General features: G+C 48.5%; 20 protein-coding genes and 1 pseudogene. 4 read left to right on the forward strand and 17 right to left on the reverse strand.

The window, feature by feature from the left end:
- Nucleotides 1–187: 187 nt before the first annotated feature.
- Entirely contained in the window at nucleotides 188–1,288 is a 1,101-nt protein-coding gene (gene ychF / locus MHB80_RS27715) for a redox-regulated ATPase YchF (protein ID WP_341279938.1), read from the reverse strand.
- Between the two features lie 159 nt (nucleotides 1,289–1,447).
- Nucleotides 1,448–2,119, reverse strand: a complete 672-nt coding sequence (locus MHB80_RS27720) for a hypothetical protein (protein WP_341279939.1) — start codon at nucleotides 2,117–2,119, stop codon at nucleotides 1,448–1,450.
- Nucleotides 2,120–2,184: 65 nt separating this feature from the next.
- On the opposite strand from MHB80_RS27720, the gene MHB80_RS27725 reads away from it, so the two are divergent.
- Nucleotides 2,185–2,535 (forward strand): macro domain-containing protein, encoded by a 351-nt coding sequence (locus MHB80_RS27725; RefSeq protein WP_341279940.1) that lies wholly within the window; start codon nucleotides 2,185–2,187, stop codon nucleotides 2,533–2,535.
- A 186-nt stretch (nucleotides 2,536–2,721) separates the two neighbouring features.
- Here MHB80_RS27725 and MHB80_RS27730 read toward each other — a convergent pair whose 3' ends face one another.
- Entirely contained in the window at nucleotides 2,722–5,082 is a 2,361-nt protein-coding gene (locus MHB80_RS27730) for a methyltransferase domain-containing protein (RefSeq protein ID WP_341279941.1), read from the reverse strand.
- A gap of 167 nt (nucleotides 5,083–5,249) precedes the next feature.
- Between MHB80_RS27730 and MHB80_RS27735 the strand changes: the two genes are divergently transcribed.
- The gene (locus tag MHB80_RS27735) at nucleotides 5,250–5,393 is read left to right on the forward strand and encodes a hypothetical protein (protein WP_341279942.1); all 144 of its coding nucleotides are present in this window, start codon (nucleotides 5,250–5,252) and stop codon (nucleotides 5,391–5,393) included.
- Nucleotides 5,394–5,521: 128 nt separating this feature from the next.
- Here MHB80_RS27735 and MHB80_RS27740 read toward each other — a convergent pair whose 3' ends face one another.
- The 4 genes from MHB80_RS27740 to MHB80_RS27755 all read right to left on the reverse strand — a co-directional run bounded on the left by MHB80_RS27740 (nucleotide 5,522) and on the right by MHB80_RS27755 (nucleotide 9,791).
- Nucleotides 5,522–7,870, reverse strand: coding sequence for an S-layer homology domain-containing protein (locus tag MHB80_RS27740; protein WP_341279943.1), 2,349 nt, complete (start codon nucleotides 7,868–7,870; stop codon nucleotides 5,522–5,524).
- 205 nt (nucleotides 7,871–8,075) lie between these two features.
- A complete protein-coding gene (trxA, locus tag MHB80_RS27745; RefSeq protein ID WP_046231307.1) occupies nucleotides 8,076–8,387 on the reverse strand; it encodes a thioredoxin in 312 nt (103 codons plus the stop codon).
- Nucleotides 8,388–8,457: 70 nt separating this feature from the next.
- On the reverse strand, nucleotides 8,458–8,877 hold the full coding sequence (locus MHB80_RS27750; protein WP_338553454.1) for an Rrf2 family transcriptional regulator: 420 nt from the start codon (nucleotides 8,875–8,877) through the stop codon (nucleotides 8,458–8,460).
- Nucleotides 8,878–9,011: 134 nt separating this feature from the next.
- Nucleotides 9,012–9,791, reverse strand: a complete 780-nt coding sequence (locus tag MHB80_RS27755; protein WP_341283096.1) for an aldo/keto reductase — start codon at nucleotides 9,789–9,791, stop codon at nucleotides 9,012–9,014.
- Between the two features lie 359 nt (nucleotides 9,792–10,150).
- On the opposite strand from MHB80_RS27755, the pseudogene MHB80_RS27760 reads away from it, so the two are divergent.
- Nucleotides 10,151–11,002 (forward strand): annotated as a pseudogene (locus MHB80_RS27760) (Rpn family recombination-promoting nuclease/putative transposase).
- Nucleotides 11,003–11,096: 94 nt separating this feature from the next.
- On the opposite strand, the gene MHB80_RS27765 reads toward MHB80_RS27760, so the two are convergent.
- The 5 genes from MHB80_RS27765 to MHB80_RS27785 all read right to left on the reverse strand — a co-directional run bounded on the left by MHB80_RS27765 (nucleotide 11,097) and on the right by MHB80_RS27785 (nucleotide 17,171).
- Nucleotides 11,097–11,921, reverse strand: coding sequence for a carbohydrate ABC transporter permease (locus tag MHB80_RS27765; protein ID WP_341283097.1), 825 nt, complete (start codon nucleotides 11,919–11,921; stop codon nucleotides 11,097–11,099).
- 78 nt (nucleotides 11,922–11,999) lie between these two features.
- On the reverse strand, nucleotides 12,000–12,911 hold the full coding sequence (locus MHB80_RS27770; protein ID WP_341279944.1) for a sugar ABC transporter permease: 912 nt from the start codon (nucleotides 12,909–12,911) through the stop codon (nucleotides 12,000–12,002).
- Between the two features lie 75 nt (nucleotides 12,912–12,986).
- Nucleotides 12,987–14,360, reverse strand: a complete 1,374-nt coding sequence (locus tag MHB80_RS27775) for an extracellular solute-binding protein (protein ID WP_341279945.1) — start codon at nucleotides 14,358–14,360, stop codon at nucleotides 12,987–12,989.
- Between the two features lie 47 nt (nucleotides 14,361–14,407).
- Nucleotides 14,408–15,724 carry a glycoside hydrolase family 125 protein gene (locus MHB80_RS27780; RefSeq protein ID WP_341279946.1) on the reverse strand — a complete coding sequence of 439 codons (1,317 nt, stop codon included), beginning with the start codon at nucleotides 15,722–15,724 and terminating at the stop codon, nucleotides 14,408–14,410.
- Between the two features lie 292 nt (nucleotides 15,725–16,016).
- Complete coding sequence (locus MHB80_RS27785) at nucleotides 16,017–17,171, reverse strand: GntR family transcriptional regulator (RefSeq protein WP_341279947.1); 1,155 nt, start codon at nucleotides 17,169–17,171, stop codon at nucleotides 16,017–16,019.
- Nucleotides 17,172–17,398: 227 nt separating this feature from the next.
- Here MHB80_RS27785 and MHB80_RS27790 point away from each other — a divergent pair, with 227 nt between their 5' ends.
- A complete protein-coding gene (locus tag MHB80_RS27790) occupies nucleotides 17,399–17,605 on the forward strand; it encodes a hypothetical protein (RefSeq protein ID WP_341279948.1) in 207 nt (68 codons plus the stop codon).
- Nucleotides 17,606–17,660: 55 nt separating this feature from the next.
- Here the strand turns inward: MHB80_RS27790 and MHB80_RS27795 are convergent, their stop codons facing one another.
- The 5 genes from MHB80_RS27795 to MHB80_RS27815 all read right to left on the reverse strand — a co-directional run bounded on the left by MHB80_RS27795 (nucleotide 17,661) and on the right by MHB80_RS27815 (nucleotide 20,813).
- Nucleotides 17,661–18,326 carry a serine/threonine protein kinase gene (locus MHB80_RS27795; RefSeq protein WP_341279949.1) on the reverse strand — a complete coding sequence of 222 codons (666 nt, stop codon included), beginning with the start codon at nucleotides 18,324–18,326 and terminating at the stop codon, nucleotides 17,661–17,663.
- Nucleotides 18,327–18,465: 139 nt separating this feature from the next.
- Nucleotides 18,466–18,780, reverse strand: coding sequence for a multidrug efflux SMR transporter (locus tag MHB80_RS27800; RefSeq protein WP_341279950.1), 315 nt, complete (start codon nucleotides 18,778–18,780; stop codon nucleotides 18,466–18,468).
- A 1-nt stretch (nucleotide 18,781) separates the two neighbouring features.
- Complete coding sequence (locus tag MHB80_RS27805) at nucleotides 18,782–19,189, reverse strand: multidrug efflux SMR transporter (RefSeq protein WP_341279951.1); 408 nt, start codon at nucleotides 19,187–19,189, stop codon at nucleotides 18,782–18,784.
- 40 nt (nucleotides 19,190–19,229) lie between these two features.
- Nucleotides 19,230–19,844 (reverse strand): TetR/AcrR family transcriptional regulator, encoded by a 615-nt coding sequence (locus MHB80_RS27810; RefSeq protein ID WP_341279952.1) that lies wholly within the window; start codon nucleotides 19,842–19,844, stop codon nucleotides 19,230–19,232.
- Nucleotides 19,845–20,117: 273 nt separating this feature from the next.
- Nucleotides 20,118–20,813: a hypothetical protein gene (locus MHB80_RS27815; RefSeq protein ID WP_341279953.1), complete on the reverse strand. Its 696-nt coding sequence runs from the start codon at nucleotides 20,811–20,813 to the stop codon at nucleotides 20,118–20,120.
- Between the last annotated feature and the right edge of the window lie 74 nt (nucleotides 20,814–20,887).

A 20,887-nucleotide genomic window follows, 5' to 3' on the forward strand; every position in this document is an offset into this window, starting at 1 on the left:
TCATTCACCTCTGTTATCACACTTTGATACTCCATTATAACATATGCGCAGCATTCTATCGACAAGCGAATTACTGCCGCCGCGCCCAGTTTTCTACTTCTCCGCTTGCTATCCTCGTCTACTTAGACGAAAGAGCCTCCGAATCCGCTCACAAAGCAGATCGAAAGCTCCTTCTTGCCTAGAAAATCTAAACGTTGAAGCGGAAATGTATAACATCGCCGTCTTTTACGACATAGTCCTTGCCTTCCAGACGAACCTGGCCACGCTCTTTCGCCACGTTCATTGAACCGGCAGCAGACAAATCGTCAAACGATACGATCTCGGCGCGAATAAAGCCACGCTCAAAATCCGTATGAATAACGCCAGCTGCCTGCGGCGCTTTCGTTCCGCTGCGAATCGTCCAAGCGCGAACTTCCTGCACGCCTGCCGTAAAATACGTATAAAGGCCAAGCAGCTTGTAAGCCGCACGAATCAGACGGTTAAGTCCCGACTCCGCAAGTCCAAGCTCCTCCAGGAACATTGCCTTGTCTTCGCCTTCCAGCTCAGCAATTTCTTCCTCAACGCGAGCGGAAATAGGCACCACTTCTGCATTTTCAGCAGCCGCAAACTCACGTACTTTATTAACGAATTCATTATTGTCCGTATCGGCAACTTCTGCTTCGCTAACATTGGCTGCATAAAGCACAGGCTTCATGGTCAGCAAATGAAGATCGCGAATAAGCAGCTTCTCGTCATCGGACAGCTCCAGGCTGCGCGCTGGCATATCATTGTAGAGCGCTTCTTTTACACGCTCAAGCACTTCCACCTCTTGCACGACTTTTTTGTCGCCGCCCTTGAGATTTTTGCGGGAGCGCTCGATCTTTTTATCCACGGAATCAATATCCGCCAAAATCAGCTCCAGATTAATGGTCTGAATATCGTCGATCGGATCGATTTTGCCCGCTACATGCGTAATATTCTCGTCTTGGAAGCAGCGAACGACATGAACAATCGCATCGACTTCACGGATATGCGCCAAAAACTTGTTGCCAAGTCCTTCGCCCTTGCTCGCGCCTGCTACCAGACCGGCAATATCAACAAACTCAAACGCTGTAGGCACGATGCTTTTCGGCACTACGAGCTCAACGAGCCTATTCATACGCGGGTCCGGTACCTCTACAACACCAACGTTAGGATCAATTGTACAAAAAGGATAGTTAGCGGATTCAGCACCCGCTTGCGTAATTGCATTAAACAAAGTCGATTTGCCGACATTCGGCAAGCCCACGATACCAGCTTTTAAAGCCATGCGTAAAGACACCCCATTTTCCGAAGTAACAAGCTCTCGTCATTATACCCGATGCGTATAAACAATAAAAGGGCGAGTTCGCTGACACGCTTAGCAAAATGCTCATGCTGCGATGTTGAAACAACCCGTTCCAGCCAACTCTCGGGCAGAATTTTCAAGTTAGAATCCACATTCAAATTCATATTTGCTGTTTATTTCTTCCCATAGCTTTTGTTTGATTTCGGCCGGTTGATCCCCACCCGTTTTTAAATCGGGATGCTTCGAACCTTCGACTTCAAATTTCCCATTATCCATATTAATGATGGAATACTTTCCCATGCTGTTTTTCTTCAGAAAAATAATATATTTCGTATGCGGCACCATTTCATTGTAGCCTGCTGCCTTTATTTTTGTTTTCATGCCATCGGCTTCCGTAATGATGCCAACAGGCTCAACGACTTCCAGCTGCTTCGTAACCACCCAGTCAACCGGCTGTTTAATAATTTTAAATAGCTCCACTTTTGTGAGGCTGTAAAAATCCTGCACCGTTCCATCACGGTAGTAGGTGGAATTTTGATCACGCTCCTCAAAGGATTGTACAGGTGCTCCAATAATAATCAGATCCGCCGCTTGCTCCAAATCCTTTAGCGAGTCATAAACCATATAACGTACGGACATTTCGATATCTCGCATTTTAGAGGTAGAGGCTTCTGAGGGAACCATGATCCTTGCTTCATCAATGGAATCTAATACAACTTTTTGAAATGAGCTGTATTGATAATTTATATATAAAGTGACAGCTAACACTAGGATAACGACAACATTCACAATCGAAATGATCTTTTTTTTCACAGTAAAAACTCCTTCCCAAGCCGGCTTGAGCTTATGATAAAATCATAGCAGAGGAGTGACAATTCATGGAATTCACCGAAATAAAAAAGGATCTATTCACGATGCCGGACACGTACAGCTTGGCCCACTGCATATCCTCCGATGCCAAAATGGGCGCGGGAATCGCCGTTTTATTCAGAAAGCATTTTAAGCTTAAATCCCTTCAAAATATGGCAGACAGCAGCCCCTTAATTATAGGAACTTGCTATAAAGTCGACAGAGCTTTAAATTTGGTTACCAAAGCGAAATATTTTCACAAGCCCACCTACCAAACGCTTACCCTAGCCATTGTATCCATGAGGGACATCTGCTTGCAAGAAGGCATTACCAAGCTGGCCATGCCGCAAATCGGCTGCGGACTCGATAAGCTCCAATGAGGCCAGGTAAGAGAAATAATTAAAGATGTTTTTGCCAAGACGGACATCGAAATTGTTATATGTACATTGTAAGATTAGAATAAAAAAAGCTGCCATTGCCAAAAAGCGCGCAACTGCCACCGTCCGTTTGCCCGTCTCCATCCGACGGGCAAACCACCTGTCATTCCAGTGCAATACCGCTGATTCTTATTTCTTGCGGCACACGGCCACGACGTACATCGGCTCGCAGCTTTTGAAGCGGCTGAGCGGAATCAGCTCATGTCCTTCCGACTGCAGCACCCGCTCCGGCTTCCGCCCCTGCTCCAGCTGGAACATTCGCCGCAGCCCATTCATCGCTGCCATACGGGAATCGTCGATGGGATTTTGTCCATACAGCTCCACAATATCGTAATGAAGCAGCAGCTCGCCTGCCAGCTCTGCTGTCCTATACTCAAATTGATGATAGGGATTGAATGGCCGCTCCTCAAAATAAAGCGCCGGATTCGTCACCGCCCGATTCGGTGTAGACACGATGAATAATCCCCCAGCCTTTAATACGCGCGCTGATTCCTTGATCCAAGCCGCCCCATCTGCAACATGCTCTATCGTTTCGAAAGACACCACTGCATCAAATACCTGCCCGTCAAATGGCAATTGCAGTACATCGCCTACCGCAAAAGATACATCTTCTCCGCCATAATCCCGCTTCGCCAGCTTCACCGACTGTTCGTCGATGTCGATGCCAACAACCTCGCTCGCCCCTGAACGTTTAAGCAGTGCAGCTCCATAGCCTGCCCCGCAAGCGGCATCCAGCACCCGCAGTCCGTCTACAAAATGTGATGCCAAGTTATAACGGGCAAGATGCTCCTCGTATACATCCTGATATTGCTGTTTAACCTCTCGATTTATTACAAGCCTTTCCCCACTGAAAACAACATCATTTTGCTCACGAATGCCCTGTTCATTTAGTTGATCATTCCCTGCGCCAGCTCCACCTATCTCTTCAGCTCCCTCTGCCAACCGCGCTTCGTCCTCTTGCGCCGCTTCCGAAACTGTACTCACCGTTGATAGCTCCTCTAGTTCCTCTATCGCAGCTTCATCGCTTACATAACTCGCAGTCGGCTCAATCGACGGCCTATCCTGCACAGCCCAGCCGTTTGGCGCTGTAATTGGCTTGGCGCGGCGGCCGAAAGCAAGCAGCTCGCTCGCTGTCAGCCTGCCTTTCAACTCCTCATTAGTCAGCGCAATTACCTGCTCCAGCCCCTCCACCACACGACGCTCCTGCTCAGCCAGCTCTTGACCGTCCTGCACAAGCGCAATCGCTGTCCGAACTAATCCAGCCTGCCCATACAATTCCCCCAGCTGCTCTGCGCCATATAGGCAGGCTGCCTGCTGCTGCGCACCGTGATTGCTTGGTGACAAATAATGACGTATATAGCGGTAATAGTGGCGATTAGCAAACGATCCGATCAGCCAACCTCCCGGCTTTAGAAGAGCCGCGAGCTGCTTCAACTGCTCCAAATTTCCATATTGATGGGCATCGCCAACAATAATGCCATCCATACTGTCTGCCTCGAGGCCCCAATCCTCCGACCGCTCCGTATCATACACTTTCACTCCGATGGCGGCAGCAACCTTCGCGGCACCAGGGTTTTTCTCCACCCCGAGCAGCTCTGCCCGCGGCAGCCGTTTCTTCAAGCGCAGCAGGGTTGCCCCGCAGCCACAGCCAATTTCCAGCAGCCTCGCGGGCGCCGCCCCTTCATAAGGCTCGAGCTGGGGCTCAATCAGCGACACCATATCCGAGCGAATGACGAGTGCCTCCGTCGGCTGAAAGCCCCATTTTTCCACAAAACGTCTGCGGTTGCTTTCATAGGCCGCTTGATACAAGGCAGGCTCCGCCTTGAAGCTCGCTCCTCCCCGATGATGGATGAACGTATCGTCGCAGAGCAGGAGCTTATAGCCAGCGAGCCGCAGCCGCAGCGAATAATCGTCATCCTCAAAATTTCCGATACCAAAGCTTTCATCCAGCCTACCAGCTGCCTCATACGCCGAGCGACGCAATAACAGGCAGAAGCCTACCAGCTTGGCACGCTCCTCCCATCTATGTGGTCCGTGATCGTTCCGCCTCAATTGGGCGAAAGCATCCAGCTCCTCCAAGGACGCATACTCCGCCGAAACCTCGCTCCAATAGGAGGCCGAATTCGTAACTGGACCTACTGCACCGACTTTGCTATCGCTAAGCAGCGCCTGCCTCAACCCTTCGAGCCAGCCGGGCGTCACAACGGTGTCGTTGTTAAGCAGCAGCAGATGGCTCCCTATCGCTTGCTCTAGCCCCTGATTGCAGCCCCTTGGAAAGCCTTCATTTTCCGCATTGGTGGTCACTCGCATATCAGGCTGATCCAACGCCCATTGAACCGTTCCATCGTCGGAGCCATTATCGATTAACAGTATTTCATAGCTTCCTGCTTCCGTATGCTTGCGTATGCTGTCCACACATTGTTTTGTATAATCCAACTGGTTGCGGGTAACCAAAATAATGCTCGTTATTTCCTTCGTCTGCCCCTCCACTGATCCCTCTCCTTCATATACTCAATAGCCTTTTGCTCATTCCTTCAGCATATGTGCGCAGCAGGCGATCAGTATAGGCGGAAGGCGCTCTGCCGATTTCAGCGCATGCTTCCAGACGCATCGGTCATACTAATGCAGGGATAGACCCACAAAGGAGGTGCGGCACAATGGAAAACAACACCCATAAAGGCAACTACAAAGGCACGACCAAAACACACGCAAAAAATCAGGATATGGCCTTCGTAAACGACAATATCAAAGACACGAAATCCGTCTCCAACTTCTCCGACAAAAAGCAAAAAACGGATTAACGTTCCACGCATCCGGTAAAAAAAGAAAACGGAAGAGCGGTCAGACACTTCCTCGTCTGCCCCTAAGCTCTTCCGTTTTTAAGACCGTTTCTAATAAATGCTGCGCCTTTGTGCAGCTTAGCTGCAGGTTAATTCCGAATCGGCGCTTCCTTCAAATCCGCTCGCGTTTGCAGGTAACGGAAAAATGCCGTTGCTGCCTCTGCTCGCGTCACTTTACGCTCCGGAAGGAAGCTCCCGTCCGACAGCGACATAATATTCAGGCCGACCACGATTGCCGCCTGGCCTTTTTTCTCTGTTTTGTCCGCATCCTTAAAATTAATATTAAACAGCTGGTCATAATTCGCCAGCGTATTGTAGCCCAATGCCCGCACGATCAGCTCGGCCATTTCCTCACGGTCTACCTCACCCGCCGGATTAAAGGTGCCATCGCCAATATCAATCAGGTTTTGCTCAAGAGCGCTTTGAACATACACATAATAGCCTGATCCTTTCGCCACATCGTTAAATGCCACACTGCCCGCCTCCGCGTTCGCCATTACAATCGGGCCGCGGCCGCTGTTCATGGCAAGCACGAGCATTTTAATCAATTCGCCGCGTGTCACAATTGCATTTGGACGGACCTTGCCATCCTTCACATCCAGCGCCTTGTAAGCAACCATCAGCTCCAGCTGGCGCTGCGCCCAGTGGCCCTCCACATCAAGCGCCTTAGGCTTCTCGAGCGCCGTAACCTCTCCACTTTCGCGATTCCGCCATTGCCCGCTTTGGGCATCCAAAAATACGGATTCATCAATGGCAGCGGGCACAAGGCGGTAAACAAGCTTTACATCTGTCTTGCTTTCCACCTGTTCGGAATCTAGTTCACCGGCAGCCAGCATCAGGTTGTATTTTTCGATAGGGATCGGCTGGCCTTGCAGGGAATATTCCCGCTCTACATAATACGTCAGTTCTGTGCGATAGTAGGTGAGCCACTTTTCAATCGCTTCCGTTTTCTCGATGACCTTTGGGGCTTGCGCCGGGTAGTCGAAGGAAGCGAACTGGGCATCATACATCGTCACTTCGTTCGTCCGGGCATCCACATTAACATTGACCCGATCATAGGACACCGTCGCTCCCTGAATTTTACGAACAAAAGAAATGTAGTAGGAAGTAATCGTTCCGGCAGGCGCCTCGCTGTACTTCGCCCGATCAGGCTTTACAACGTACAGCTGGGCTGCCGCCCATGGAAGCTGCTTTTTAACCGTATCTATTGCGATTTTCTCCGCCTGCTCGTAGGACAGGGAAGGCTTCACCGACGTATCCCCGCCATCGTAGGCATAGGCGTAATAGCTGCGAATAATCCCCGTCTTGCTATCTACGGTTGCCGATACAGAGCCCGTCTCTCTGGCTCCGCTTTTCGTCGTCCAATTGAGGTTCCAATACGATTCGTTATGGCCTGTTGTATCGTCGCTGTACTCATTGTAGCTCGTATTTGACAGCACAGCGCCTGTTGGCAGCTTGAAAGTCGACTCTACGAGTGCAACCGCCTGTTTATCGGTCAAATTGCCCGCTTTTGGCGCTTCGCCGAGTGCTGCTGGGGCAATTGGCGTTGCAGATACGCTGCTTGTCTGATCATATAGCTTCTTAATAAGCGAGCCGTCTAGTGCATTTACCGCCAAGCCGCCCATCTCGTAGCTAAGCAGAGGGGTGTGCTGGCCTTCTGGACTATAAGGCACAATATATTGCAGCTCTGGCTGGGCAAGCTCGCGAAGCTTCGCATTTGCCTGCGCTAGCGTAATGCGCGAGTCTGCTTTTGGGAACTGCAGCGTATCGTCCCATTGCAATTTATAATTGGTAATATGGCCTTCACTGTCCACATCGAGTTCAATATAGTTGTCTACATAAGGAATGTCGTTAACCATTCGGTCATAACGAATATTATGAACAACCTCGCCTGTCAGCGGGGGAAGCACCTGCGCCCCGTATTCGGGATTGTAGCGCACCTGTCCTACGTAATCTGCTGCAATTTGCTTCATGAAGGAAGCAGCAATATCCTGGGCAGCCGCACGCTCTACCTTGAGCGGATACGTCGGCTTGGAGCTAGGATTGTCTATATAGGAATTAAAGGACAGCAACTGGCCGCCGTCAGCATCAATTTGAACATAAATGCTGCCCTTATGCTTGCCGTTTACTTTCTTGACGAAATCAAGACCCCAAACATTACGTTTGCCCTGTGCCAGCACGCTGACCGCCAAAGAAGCGCCCTGCAGCGTGTATTCCTTCGGGATGCTCACAAGCTCGCGCGCCAGCTTCTCTGCCTTATCCTTCGAAACCGATACATTCGCCGCAGAATCCATCGAACCCTCCCCGGAAATATTGTCTGCCAGAGTAGTCTGGCGATCAATCGTCACCTTCGCTCCATTTGCAAAAGCGGCGGTAGGTACACTGCTTGTTATCGCAACTAGCGCAACAAATGCAATCAACCGTTGTTTGCTTCCCATCTCCTGCTTCCCCCTCCAATACATTCCTGAATATCCTATAGACGCCCGAGCTTTGTGGGAAGTTGCGTCTTTTTGAAGAATAATTTGCCCAAGCGTAAACGGAGTTGTCATCCTTTAGTTTCCTTATACAAAAAAAGAAGCCGCACACCGATGAATCACCGGCAATGCAGCTTCCCTTCATTTAATCCATGTCCGACCAAAGGTCTTACAGTTGATTGTTGATTTTTGTTTTCAACGCATCTTTGCTTTGCAGACCTACCATTTTGTCAACGGGCTGTCCGTCTTTGAACAAAATAAGCGTTGGAATGCTCATTACGCCGAATTGCGAAGCCAGTTCAGGCTCTTCATCGACATTGATTTTTGCAATTGTAGCTTGGCCTGCAAGCTCAGTTGCCAATTCTTCAACGATTGGAAGCTGCATTTTGCAAGGTCCGCACCAAGGTGCCCAGAAATCTACTAGAGATACGCCGCTCTCTACGTTAGATGAAAAGTTGTCTTTCGTTAATGCTACTGCCATTTCAATCATCCTCTCCAGCTGTGTTGTATGATAAGGGAATACCCCTCACACCGTCTTTATAATCAGTTGCCTATTCACATGCATGAATCTGGCCTAGCACATCCTGAATGGTCGTGTGACTGAAATGCGCTTCAAGCTGCTTCTCCGCCTCACAAAAAATCCGGAACATCACTTGGTTCATATTGGAGCCAACGACGCACTCCATGCCCGGATCGCCCGAGCACCAGCTTGGAATAAGCGAACCTTGCGCCATCACTCGGTAAACATCGGCAAGCGTTACTACACTCGGATCAATCGTCAGCCGATAGCCGCCGCCCGATCCTTCGCGCGTATCCACATAGCCGCTGCGGCGCAAGCCGCTCATCACCTTGCGAACGCGGGCCGAATGAGTCCCAACGTTGACGGCAATCATTTCGCTGCTTGCCATGTTTTCCGGCAAATGAGCTAAATATACAAGACTGTGTACGGCAATTGTAAATTCGCTGTTCAATGTGAACGGCCTCCCTGTTTAGTACTGTAATTTTATCAATTACAGTTCAAACTGTCAATAGTCCGTTCCACTAAAATTCATGATTAGGATGCGATGACACTCGATCTATTATGCATTGGCCGTTTATGGCGGCTTTAAAAATTAAAAGTCATCGGATTGGAGCCATAACGGCGGCCTTCGTTCAACCCATCGATTGCTGCAATCTCCGCTTCCGTCAGCTCAAAATCAAAAACGTCGCCATTTTCGATAATGCGCTCTTTTCGAACAGATTTAGGAATCGTAATGACGCCTTTTTGCAGATCCCAGCGAATGACGACCTGCGCCGGGCTTTTGCTGTATTTGCCAGCCAGCTCCTGAAGCAGCGGCACATCTAAATTCCCTTGCATGAGCGGGCTCCAAGCCTCAAGCTGGATGCCTTGCTCGCGGCAGAAGCTCTGCAGCTCCGGCTGTGTCAGCAGCGGATGGAATTCCACCTGATTGACCATCGGTTTAATTTCGCAGCCTGGCAGCAGCTCGTCGAAATGCGGCAGCAGAAAATTGCTCACGCCAATCGCCCGAACGTAGCCATCCTTATAGAGCTTTTCCAGCGCGCGATACGTTTCCGTAAATTTTCCGGCTACTGGCCAATGAACTAAATACAAATCTATCACATCCAAGCCTAGACGCTTACGGCTTGCTTCGAATGCTTGCAGTGTCGTTTCATAGCCTTGGTCACGGTTCCATACTTTTGTCGTAATGAACAGCTCGTCCCTTGCAATACCGCTATCGGCAATTGCACGCCCCACACCCGTTTCATTGTTGTAAGCGCTCGCCGTATCAATACTGCGATACCCTGCCTCTATGGCGTAACGCACAGCGTGCTCAACCTCATCGCCTTCTTTTGACAAGTATACGCCAAGCCCCAGCCGCGGCATTTGCACCCCGTTTTGCAGAGTCGTTACTTCCGTGCTTATTGCAGCTTTAGTCAATTTTGTTCCTCCTGTTCTTTTTTTAAAATATAAGCTTGTATAAGTTTCACACTTATCATTAGGCTTATATTTCTCGGAATGAAACGCGCCGCGCCGCCAAAGGACGGCGACAGCCTTTTCACCTTGAGAAAAGTGATGAACGATAGCAGCAAAACTATTTTCCACAAAATAGTAACAACAAATAGCGGATGGGTCAACTTATTCCTGTGACTGAAGGCGCGATGAAGCGGCTTGCTGCAGGGATGTCTAGCCTGTCGGCAACGTGATATAATAGATATTAACGTATCGAACGGAGTTGATTATTGATGGCGGAACTGCTTAACCCCCGAAATGACTTCTTGTTTAAACGTATTTTTGGTAGCGAAGAGAACAGAGATGTACTGCTTGCCTTCCTTAACCGGACCTTTACAGAAGCAGGAAAGCCACCATTAACGGAAATTACTCTTCTTAATCCCTAAACAGAGAAAGATGCTCCGCGAGATAAACAATCGATCTTAGATATTCGAGGCAAAACTGCCGAAGGTGAACTAATCAATGTTGAAATGCAATTATTTAATAAATATGATACTGAGAAACGCACTCTTTTTTATTGGAGCAAGCTCTACAACGGACAATTGCAAGAAGGTCAATCTTATAAACTGCTCAAAAAATGTGTCACAATCAATATACTTAATTACTCATTTTTACCTAACGAACAGTATCATAACGTATTTCATCTTCGAGAAGATCGCAGTGGCATCTCCTTAATCGATGATATAGAACTGCATTTTTTAGAATTGCCTAAGCTTGATGACCTCGCTGTACCTGTTGAAAATGGCGGATTGGTTAATTGGCTCCTTTTTCTAAAGAGTACGAATAAATCCAATTGGGAGGTGCTCACCATGAACGATCCTGTATTAAAGAAAGCTATGAATACACTTGAGTTCCTTAGTCAGGATACAGAAGCGCGCCGCTTGTATGAAGATAGGCAAAAATATTTGCACGATGAGGCTTCCATGATTGAAGGCGCTTTAGCAGAAGGGGAGGCCCGTGGCGAGCGAAAAAAAGCAATCGAAATCGCTTCTGAGCTTATAGCTCTTGGAGTTGAAGCGCATATTATTGCTAAAGCATCCGGTCTTACTGAGTCTGAAATCTTAAACATGAAAAAAATCACTTAGGACACTAAAATACGATTACCTCAAAAAAGCGGCAAGCCCCTCCAATTAAGTGGTGGGACTTGCCGCTCTTTCATTTAAACCAAATTCTTTGTAATTAACCCTTATTCGCCCCGCCAAAGCTAAAGCCTTGGGACATAAAGCGTTGGCCGAACACATAAAGCGCGACCGCAGGGATCGTGTAAATGATTGAGAAGGCGGCCAGCTTGCCGTATTGCACGATGCCATTTTGCCCGAAATACTGGTAAATGGTAACGGCAGCAGGAAGCTTCTGTGGGCTTTGCAGCAAAATAAACGGAACGAGGAAGTTCCCCCAGCTGCCTGCAAAAGCGAAAATGCCTACTGTGAAAATACCTGGCAGCATCAGTGGCACAACGACTAGGCGAAGCGTCGTCCAGATGGAGGCGCCGTCCACCCAAGCAGCCTCCTCCAGCTCCAAAGGCACGGAATCCATGAAGTTTTTCATCATCCAGATGGAATATGGCAACGCGGATGCGGCCAAGAACAAAATGGTGAAAAACAAGGAATCCTGAATTTCCATAAAGAGGAAAAACTGATAAACCGGAACCATAACCGCCGTAATCGGCAAGCCTGTTGCGAACAGGATTACATACATAAACGGGCGTTTATACCTCAGCTGATAACGTGACAGCGGATAGGAAGCAAGCCCCGCCGCAGTGACGACAAGCAGTGCTTGTCCAAGGGCCAGCAGCAAGCCATTGCCGAAAGAGCGCTGATTGTCAGAGCTCGCTAGCGTAGACGTATAATTGCTTAGCGTTACCTCATCAGGCACCTTCAAAGCAAGGGTTGCGGCTCCATCGAATGAAGCCAATACGAGCCACAACATAGGAAGCAGGAACAATAAAGCGATAAAACTCAAAATAATATAAGGAAGCACCCGACCAACCATAAACCGATTCATTCTGGGGCGCTTGCGTACGTTGCTGCTCATTCTCGCGTCCTCCTTTTAATAAACCATTATCCAAGCTTTGCGCATGGCTTACAGCTTCACTTTTAGAAGCTTCATATACAACAGACTGGCAACAATACCGATCAACAGCAGAACAAGCGAAATAGCTGTGCCGTAGCCAAGCTGATAGTTGACGAAGGCCTGATGATACATATAGATTGGCAGCGTCTCCGTTGCATTTCCCGGACCGCCACCTGTCAACGCATAAATAAGCGTGAAGGAGCCTAATGTTTGAAGTGTTACGAGTACCATATTCGTTACAACAGAACCGCTGATCATTGGAATGGTAATACGGATAAGTCTTTGCCAAGCCGAAGCGCCATCAATCATTGCCGCTTCCTCAACCTCTTTAGGCACGTCGCCCAGTGCAGCCTGGAATACCATCATCGAGAAGGCTGTTCCATGCCATACGTTTGCAATAATAACGGATACCATCGGGAATGTGTACAACCAAGCAATAGGTTCAAAGCCGATTCCTTGAATGAATGCATTAGCCGTTCCCGTATCATTCAGAAAAGCGAACCATACAAATGCGCATACTACTTCCGGCGCTACCCAGCCAGAAATAACGATGGAGCCGACAACACTGCGGAATACGCGGTTTCTGCCATTCATTAGAAACGCAATAAGAAAGCCCATAACTTGCTGGCCAATAACGGCCGAGAAGATGAGGAATAGGATGGTGTTGCCTACAGAAGTGCGGAATGTCGCATCCTGAAACATATTCGTGAAGTTTTGGAATCCAACAAACTGCGTATTCGCTGCTGCCGCTCCGGTCAAAGCCATATTTGTAAATGCGAAATAAAAAGTTAAAACTGCCGGCACGAAGAAAAAGAGTAAAAGCAGCAGCCAGCTAGGCGATAAGAATAGCGCCGCCCTCCACTTTTCACCGCCGTTCCCTTTCCTTTTCGCTTTGGGAAATCGCGAGTTTATCGCTTCCATCTGGTATCCTCCTGACTGAATTTGAAAAAGACAAGCCGATTGTTGTTAAGCAACAATCGGCTTCCCAGCTATGTGCTACTTCGCCGCTACTTTATCAGCGCCGACTGTTCTTTCTACGCTTTTTGCATATTCTTGCATAGCAGCTTCAGGAGCAAGTGAGCCCGATGCCACTTTTTCAACCATTTCTTGAATGGAAGTCGATACTGCTGGATAATTCGCATTAGTCGGACGAACGTGTGTGTACGTAATAAATTCAGCAGCTACGCCATACAGCGTGCCAGGCTGGCCCGTGTATTCTGTGTCAGCCGCAACGTCGGTACGAGGCGTTAAAGCGCCGTCCAGCATAGCGAACTCTTTGTTGTGCTGTTCATTAGTAGCCATTTTAATAAATTCGAAGCCCAGCTCTTTTTCAGCGGATTTCGCGCCAACGCTAAGCGTCCAGCCGCCAGACATCGAAGTGAAGCCAGGATTTTGGCCTTTTTCTGTCGGCATTTTCACGAAGCCGTATACATCAAGCGCTTCCGGCCAAGGCTTGCCACCGCTTGCCGACCAGTTGCCTGTCAGCCAGTTGCCGTTCAGGACGATTGCTACCTTTTGATTCGGCATCAGATCTGTCTCCAATACTTGACCTGCTTGTGCAGTCAGTACTTGCGACATTTTTGGACCCATGCCCTCGGAGTAGATGGAGTGAATGAAGTTCAGCGAGCTCAAAATGCCCGGGCTTTGTGTAACCCATTTGCCATCTTCATAAAGCGTATCGTCTGTTCCGTAAAGCAGCATTTCGAACGTTTGCATCGTTGTTGCTTCTTGGCCTGCTTTACCAGAGTTCATCCAGAAAGGAATAATGTCTGGCAGCTTGGATTTAATGGTGCGGGAAGCGCTCAGCACTTCATCCCAGCTCTTAGGCTCCCAAGGCACAGGCAGACCTGCTTTCTTGAACAGCTCTTTGTTGTAATACAAGCCGCGAACGTCAGTGGAGAAAGGCACGCCATAAACTTTGCTGTCCGTGGCTGTTACAGCTGCTTTAATACCTTCGTTGAATTTGCTCCAATCTTCCCATGCATCCACAGCAAGCGGCTCAAGGTAGCCAGCTTCGCTGTCAGCATTAATCATGAAGGAATCTTCAGCAAGCACCTCTGGCGCCGTTTTCCCATCCATCATGAGCAGCGGAATTTTTGTTGCATATTGCGAGCCTTCAATCGGTTGCAGCTCAACGGTAACGCCAGGGTTCGCTTTTTCAAAATCCGCCTTTACGCTAGTCAGCCACTTGCCCCAGTTATCCGTCTCATTCCATTTGCCATAAGCAACTTTAACCGTCTTTGTTGCTCCCGCTGTGGAGGTTGCTTCTGCGCCCTCTGTGCTATTTGTACCTGCATTTCCTGAACATGCTGCAGTGAATACAGTTAAAGCTGCAACCGTACCTGCCAGAATTGTTTTTTTACCTGCCATCTTGATCGCTCCCCTTATTGTCCGTCTGTTACGCTTATTATTTGTTCCTATATTAAACGAGCATTCATGCTCGATGGAACCTTAAAGCCGCAATACGTCAAAATCAATTCGCTAAACAAGGCATTAGCCCAAGAAAACCATTCGCGCGTATACTCGCTTGGATCATCTTTATGAAAGCCTTCATGCAGAAAATCAGTTCCAGCATCCGTGTTTTCCAGCACGTTCAGCAGCCGTTCAACCTCAGCCTCATCTTGTGAAGTCAGCGCTTGCATAGCCAGCGAAATGTGCCAAATATAGTTTTCCGGGGTATGAGGGCTGCCAATTCCTTGCGCTGCCGTACCTTTGAAATAATAAGGATTATCCTCACTCAGCACGAAGCGTCTTGTATTCAAATATATCGGATCATCCAGCTTGCAGCAGCCGAGGTAAGGCAGGGACAGCAAGCTTGGGACATTCGCATCATCCATCAGATTGTAGCCGCCAAGACCGTCTGTTTCGTAAGCGAAAATTTTCCCGAACTGCTCATGCTCGACAGTTGCATACTCTTCGATACCGGATTGAATTTCCTGACGGAGAGCAACCGCCTGCTTCGCCAGCACTTCATTGCCAAGCACTTCAACCGCTATTTCCGCCATATAATCCAGCACAACAACTGCAAACATGTTCGATGGAATGAGGTAGCCGTAGTCGCAAGCATCGTCACTTGGACGGAAGCCCGACCAGGTCATGCCCGTCACTGCGCTTGGCGTGCCTTTGCCTTCATTAAGCAGCGTGTCCGACGGCGGGCAGTCCGTTCTTTGGAAACGGTAGCTCGATTGCTGATCGTGGTTCTGCTCTGTTCTCCACACCCGCAAAATGCTGAAGCAGGCTTCTTTAAATGCCTCGTCCAAATGCGCGGTAGTTCCAGTTGTCTTCCAAAGAAGATAAGCAAGCTGAATCGGGTAGCAGAGCGAATCAATTTCATATTTGCGCTCCCATAGCCAAGGAGACATTTCCGTTAGATCCTTCTGATGCCCCTTGCTGTTGGCGTGCTCATTAAACGCATTTGCATAAGGGTCCTGCAATATATGTTGAATTTGCCGTTTGACAACGCCTTCAATTAAACGGGCCATCTCGGCATCTTCATTCGCTAAAATTAAGTACGGACGAACCTGTGCCGCAGAATCCCGGAGCCACATCGCTGGAATATCACCCGTAATGACGAAAATTGCACCGTCAGGCTGAGGCTTCAACGTCGTTGTTAACGTATTGGAGAAACAATTTGCAAACATGCGGGCCAGCTTCGTACGGGAACCCAGCTTTCCTTCTACTTCCTGGATTAACGACTGCACCGATGTCGGCAGCGTTTCCATTACTTCAGTCATTTCATACATCCCTTTCTATTAAGCGCTTTCAAGAGGTTTATGTACCGATATTAATCTATATTTCATGGTATGTCAATATACTATGTTATATTATTTATTTGCAAATAGCATACTAATCATTTTACTAGGCACAGCTCCGATTCGAGCCCATAAGGCATAACGATATATAGCAGAAAACCCTTGCTGTCTCGGTTGACAGAAGGGCTTTGTCCATCTATATCCTGGTATTCAGTTTCTCTAATAAGCCAGAAAATATGCAAAGCATATACATCCTGCCCAGCAGCCCGTTTTTCTATTGGGGTGCAGGCCCTGTCGATTTGCCAGGGACAAGCTTTACCTGCAGCGATATTTTGCTTGGGAGCGTGGCGCCTTGAATAAGTTCCAGAACATTATTGACGGCGAGGCGGCCAATCTCCTTCTCATTCTGCTCCAAGTGCGTGAACGGATACAGCGCCGACGTGCTCTGCGGGCTATCAAAGCAAATAATCGAAATTTGCTGTGGAATTTGCAGGCCCATCTTTTCTACCGCTTCCTTCGCGATGAGCGCCAGCTCATATTCCATCGCAAACAATGCGGTAATTCGGGGATGCTCGCGCAGCATCTGCTGAATGATTTTCACATATTTATCAATGAGGTGGCTGCTGGAATTGTCATTGGACGTCCAGTTCATATCGGTCAGCCAGGACGAGCGGTCCAGCAAAATACCGCCTTCGGCATGCGCCTGCACAAACCCCTCAATCCGTTCCTCAATCGCTACATTATCCGTCACCCGCGAAGCAAGCAGCCCAATATGGCGATGCCCGTGGTTAAACAAATGCTGTACACCCATTTTCGTCGCTTCCACATTGTCTGAGCTGATTGCCGTTGTATCCGTCCATTTCAAATAACGGTCAACCAGCACATGCGGAAATTTATCAATGACCAGCTTCAAAATTTCCGGGCTGAAGTTTTGCCCGCGCGTCGGATAAATAATCAGGCCATCTACCCCGTATTGGCGCAGCATCTGAATCGCTTTCTCCTCCACATCGGGCTGGGAAAAAGAGATGCGCAGCATCAAATAAACGCCGAGCGCCTGTGCTGTCCGTTCCATCTCTGACAGCATTTCCTTGCCATAGCTGTCGCTAAAATCCTCCATAATAAGCCCTAATACAATTTGCTGTGTACGAGCAGCAGCCACTGGATCTTGAGCAGGAGAGGCTTCCACCTGTTCCTGAATGGCATGCTCAATAACGAAAGAGCCGCGGCCCGGCTGACGCATAATATAGCCGTCCTGCACGAGCATATCCAGTGCTTTCTTGGAGGTAATCCGGCTGACTGAAAATTCCTCCATCAGCTCCTTCTCCGAAGGGATGCGGTCACCGACCGTATAATCTCCGATTTGAATCTTTTCGCGCAGCATCAGATACATTTGTTCATATCTAGGCTTTAAAGCGTTCATGCCTTCCATTATACATTCACCTTCAGCATCTATTTGGTCGTACTGGGACGATGTCGTAATTATACATATCCACCTAGTATACTATGTCATGTCATTTCTGGAAAGCTTATAATGCCGCTTCCGGCAAATGCAAGCTTATCCTTTAGCCCTTTGAATAAATCTGTCATGGCAGCGGGAGGACCCGGAATATATATAGCTTGAACGGATAATCTGTGCAGAACTCGGAGGTGCATAGGATGGGGCTGCTGTGGCGGCGGTGGGTTGCCATCAGAACCGAAAGCGGTTCTAGGGCGGATATCATTGACCGATTGGAGGCTCATTTGAAGGCAAGCGGCATTAAGGCAAAAGTTACTCTTGAAGGCAATTTGAAACGGCTTCACGTGCTTAAAAAGGACGTTGAAGCCGCTCAGCACCAGCTGGACGCTTTCGACGCCGAACCTTAAGCAAAGGCGCGGGCCGGGCACGCATCGATGGATGCGGCTGCCCGGCCGCGCAGAGCTATCTGGATGAAGAACGCACCCAGCGATAGCCTTTGCGGACACCATTCATGACCCACTCAGGCACAGGCATGGAATGTTTGGATAGAAACGGCATGTAAATCCGGTTGTACGCTTTTTTCAAGTCATCCCACATCATGCAAGGCTCTTCTTTAAGAAAATCGGATACATCCACGACAAGGCCACGGTCATCGCTCGATACCATTACATTTTTGCCATGAACATCATGTGGAAACAGTCCCTGCTCACGAGCGTAATCCAAAGCTGCATCAATTTCCGCAATAATTCGGTCCTCGATGATTACACCCTCAAGCACACACTTGTATAACGTTTTCCCTTCAAGCCTGCGCAGCATTAAATATTCCAGATCATTGCTTTTGGATGCATGGTAGCAGGTGGAATATGCAGGATGATTGCCCAAACGGCGATAAACTTCCCTTTCTGCTTCCCAGCCTTCCCTGCCCGGCGCATACACCTTCACGGCTATATCCTGCGCATCCCGATGAACGAATACACCAGCATAATTTCCCGCCCCAAGCAGCTCCCAGCCTTCCGGCAATACATCCACTTGAATGGGCTCGCCATGGTTAATGCTTTGGAGCTTCACGCCTGCAAGCAGCGTCCGTTCGGTCATCTCAATCCATTTCTCCAGCCGTTTCTCTTCCATACCTTGTGCCTGCCTCTCTCACCATGTCTATACTCTATTCTATTATTTTAAATCGGAAACGGCGAAAAGAAAAGAAGAGCGACATAGGATCGCTCTCCTTCTTTAGGTTTATCGTCTATTATTATCCATATCGCAAATATTAACCTACCAGCTTGAGGCCAATAACGCTGCCAATAATCATGAGGACGAAGAAGATTTTACGCCAATCGCGTGATTCTCCGAAAAAAATCATCCCCAGAATGACGCTGCCGACCGAGCCGATTCCCGTCCAAATGCCGTATGCGGTACTGATCGGAATGTCCTGAAGCGACCGCGACAGGAAGTAGAAGCTGATGAAGCCGAAAATAATCGCTCCTACCGTCCCTCTCCACCGTTTAAAGCCATCTGACAGCTTCATGAATGTGACGCCGCCGACCTCGCCAAGGCCGGAAATAATAAGAAAAATCCATGCCATTTTATTTTCCGCCCCTTCCCTGCACGACCGGTGCTGATTTCAGTGCTTCCGGCGCCGATCCATCCGATGCCTGCTCCTGCTTCGGCTTTTCGCTGGATACGAGCTTAAGTCCGATAATGCCGATGATCAGCGTGCCGACCAGCAGCAGGCGTTTAATATCCGCAGACTCGCCCAATACCAAAATGCCGAACACGACCGTACCCGCCGTACCAATTCCGGTAAATACCGCATAAGCCGTGCCGATTTCCAGCAATTGCATGGAACGGGCAAACAGCACAAAGCTAATAATAATTAAAATGACTGTAATGACGCTTATTAGCGGGTCTGTAAATCCTTTCGAATATTTAAGACCGAAGGTCCAGAATACTTCAAATATGCCCCCGAGTATGACATAAAGCCACGCTTTCATATTAATCTCCTCCTGTTAACCTTCAATGAAGCCAAGATGACTAAGCTGTCGTCCAGTCTTTCTCTAGCATTTCCCATACGGTCTGCTTGTGCGAGCTGAATACCGACTGTTCATAAATCTGATTCGCCACGAGCAAACCATCCAGCAGCGTATAAAACACCGCAATCATATTCTCCACATCCCGCTGAGGAAAAATGCCTGCCTGCTGCCCCTCCAAAAATAATGCGCCCACAATAGCGTCCACCCGCTGCTCATGCTCCAAAAAATCGACGCGGAACTGCTGCTGCAAATGCTTGGGCGGCATTAGCATCATCCGTTTCAGAAACCATTGGCCGACCGTCAAATGCGGAAAGTCCGTGAAAAAATCGTACACCTCGCGCAGCCGCTCCAAAACAGGCCTGCCTTGTGATTGCTGCATAAGCTCCTCAAATTTCATGCCCTCTTCGGCAATAACATCCGCGCAAAGCTCTAAAAAAAGCTGCTCCTTCGACTTAAAATGAGCATAGATAGATGGCGTCTTAATCTGAACCGCCTTAGCGATATCGGACATCGACGTTCCTTCGTAGCCAAATTCGGTAAAGATCGTCAAGGCGGCATGCTTAAGACGCTCTGCCGTTGCTTTTGATGCTGGCACTTGTATGGTGTCCTTTTTCATAGCCTCATTCACCTCTCGGCAATCATTCTTTTTACCTAACGAACGTTAGTTAGTCTTTCGATATTGTATGACGCCTTTATCTAAAAGTCAAGGCTGCAGGCTCTAGAAGGCAAATTGTACCCGCTCCTCCTTCCATCCTGTACACACAATTGCGGCGGCGTTTACCTTTATATACAAAAAAAAGCCCCCTGCCGCTTGGAAGCAGCAGGGAGGACTTCTTTATTCCTATATTCCAATATTCATATAGCGAGGCGTTTGTTTCCCTCGTCAATCTTATAGTTTTGCTACGCTCACTGCGATTTTTTCCATTTGCGCCTGAGTCAGCACTTGGTCAGGAGAGCTGATGGTGATCGTACGGTCATCAAGCTGGAAGCTAAGCATTGGCAGGTCGCTTGGCGTATACCATTTCGCTTTTACTCCGTTCGACAGCACAACCTCCTTGCTTTCATAACCGTCCGAGTAGTCTCTCGGAGATACATTGACGGTCATATGATTGAAAATCACACTAACGCCGTCGCCCCCAGCAAACGATTTGACAAAAGTATCTCCGGCTGCCATCTGCTTAGGTGCATATGCCGTTTCGAAGCCATCAAATGCAGCGAATTCCTTCTTGATCGCTTTTATTTGCGCATCGCTGTATTTAACCTCCACATACTGCTCGGATGCTTGCTGCCCTTTGCCAATCAGCACCTGATTGTTTTTCGAATCATATTGAATCGGTGTATGGAGCGCTCCGGCAAGCGAGCGGACAGGCAGATACATTTTATCCTGATACATAATTGGCGAAAGCTTGTGGCCGTTCTCATCTTTAAGGGTATAAGCAGCTCCGTCGACTTTGACACTGATATTGCCATTCAAATAGGCAGAAATTTTTTGGAGGCTAGCTCCAGCGTATACGCCTGCTGCGCCCGTCAATGTCATTCCAACAACTACCATCGATACGATACCTTTTTTCATGTTGTTTTTCATTTTTATGATCTCCTTTTGAATACTCCGATTTTTTGTTTTATCTCTATTTTTATAATTTCAATTATTGGACGCTC

It is taken from the genome of Paenibacillus sp. FSL H8-0537, from assembly GCF_038051995.1.
Lineage (GTDB): Bacteria > Bacillota > Bacilli > Paenibacillales > Paenibacillaceae > Pristimantibacillus.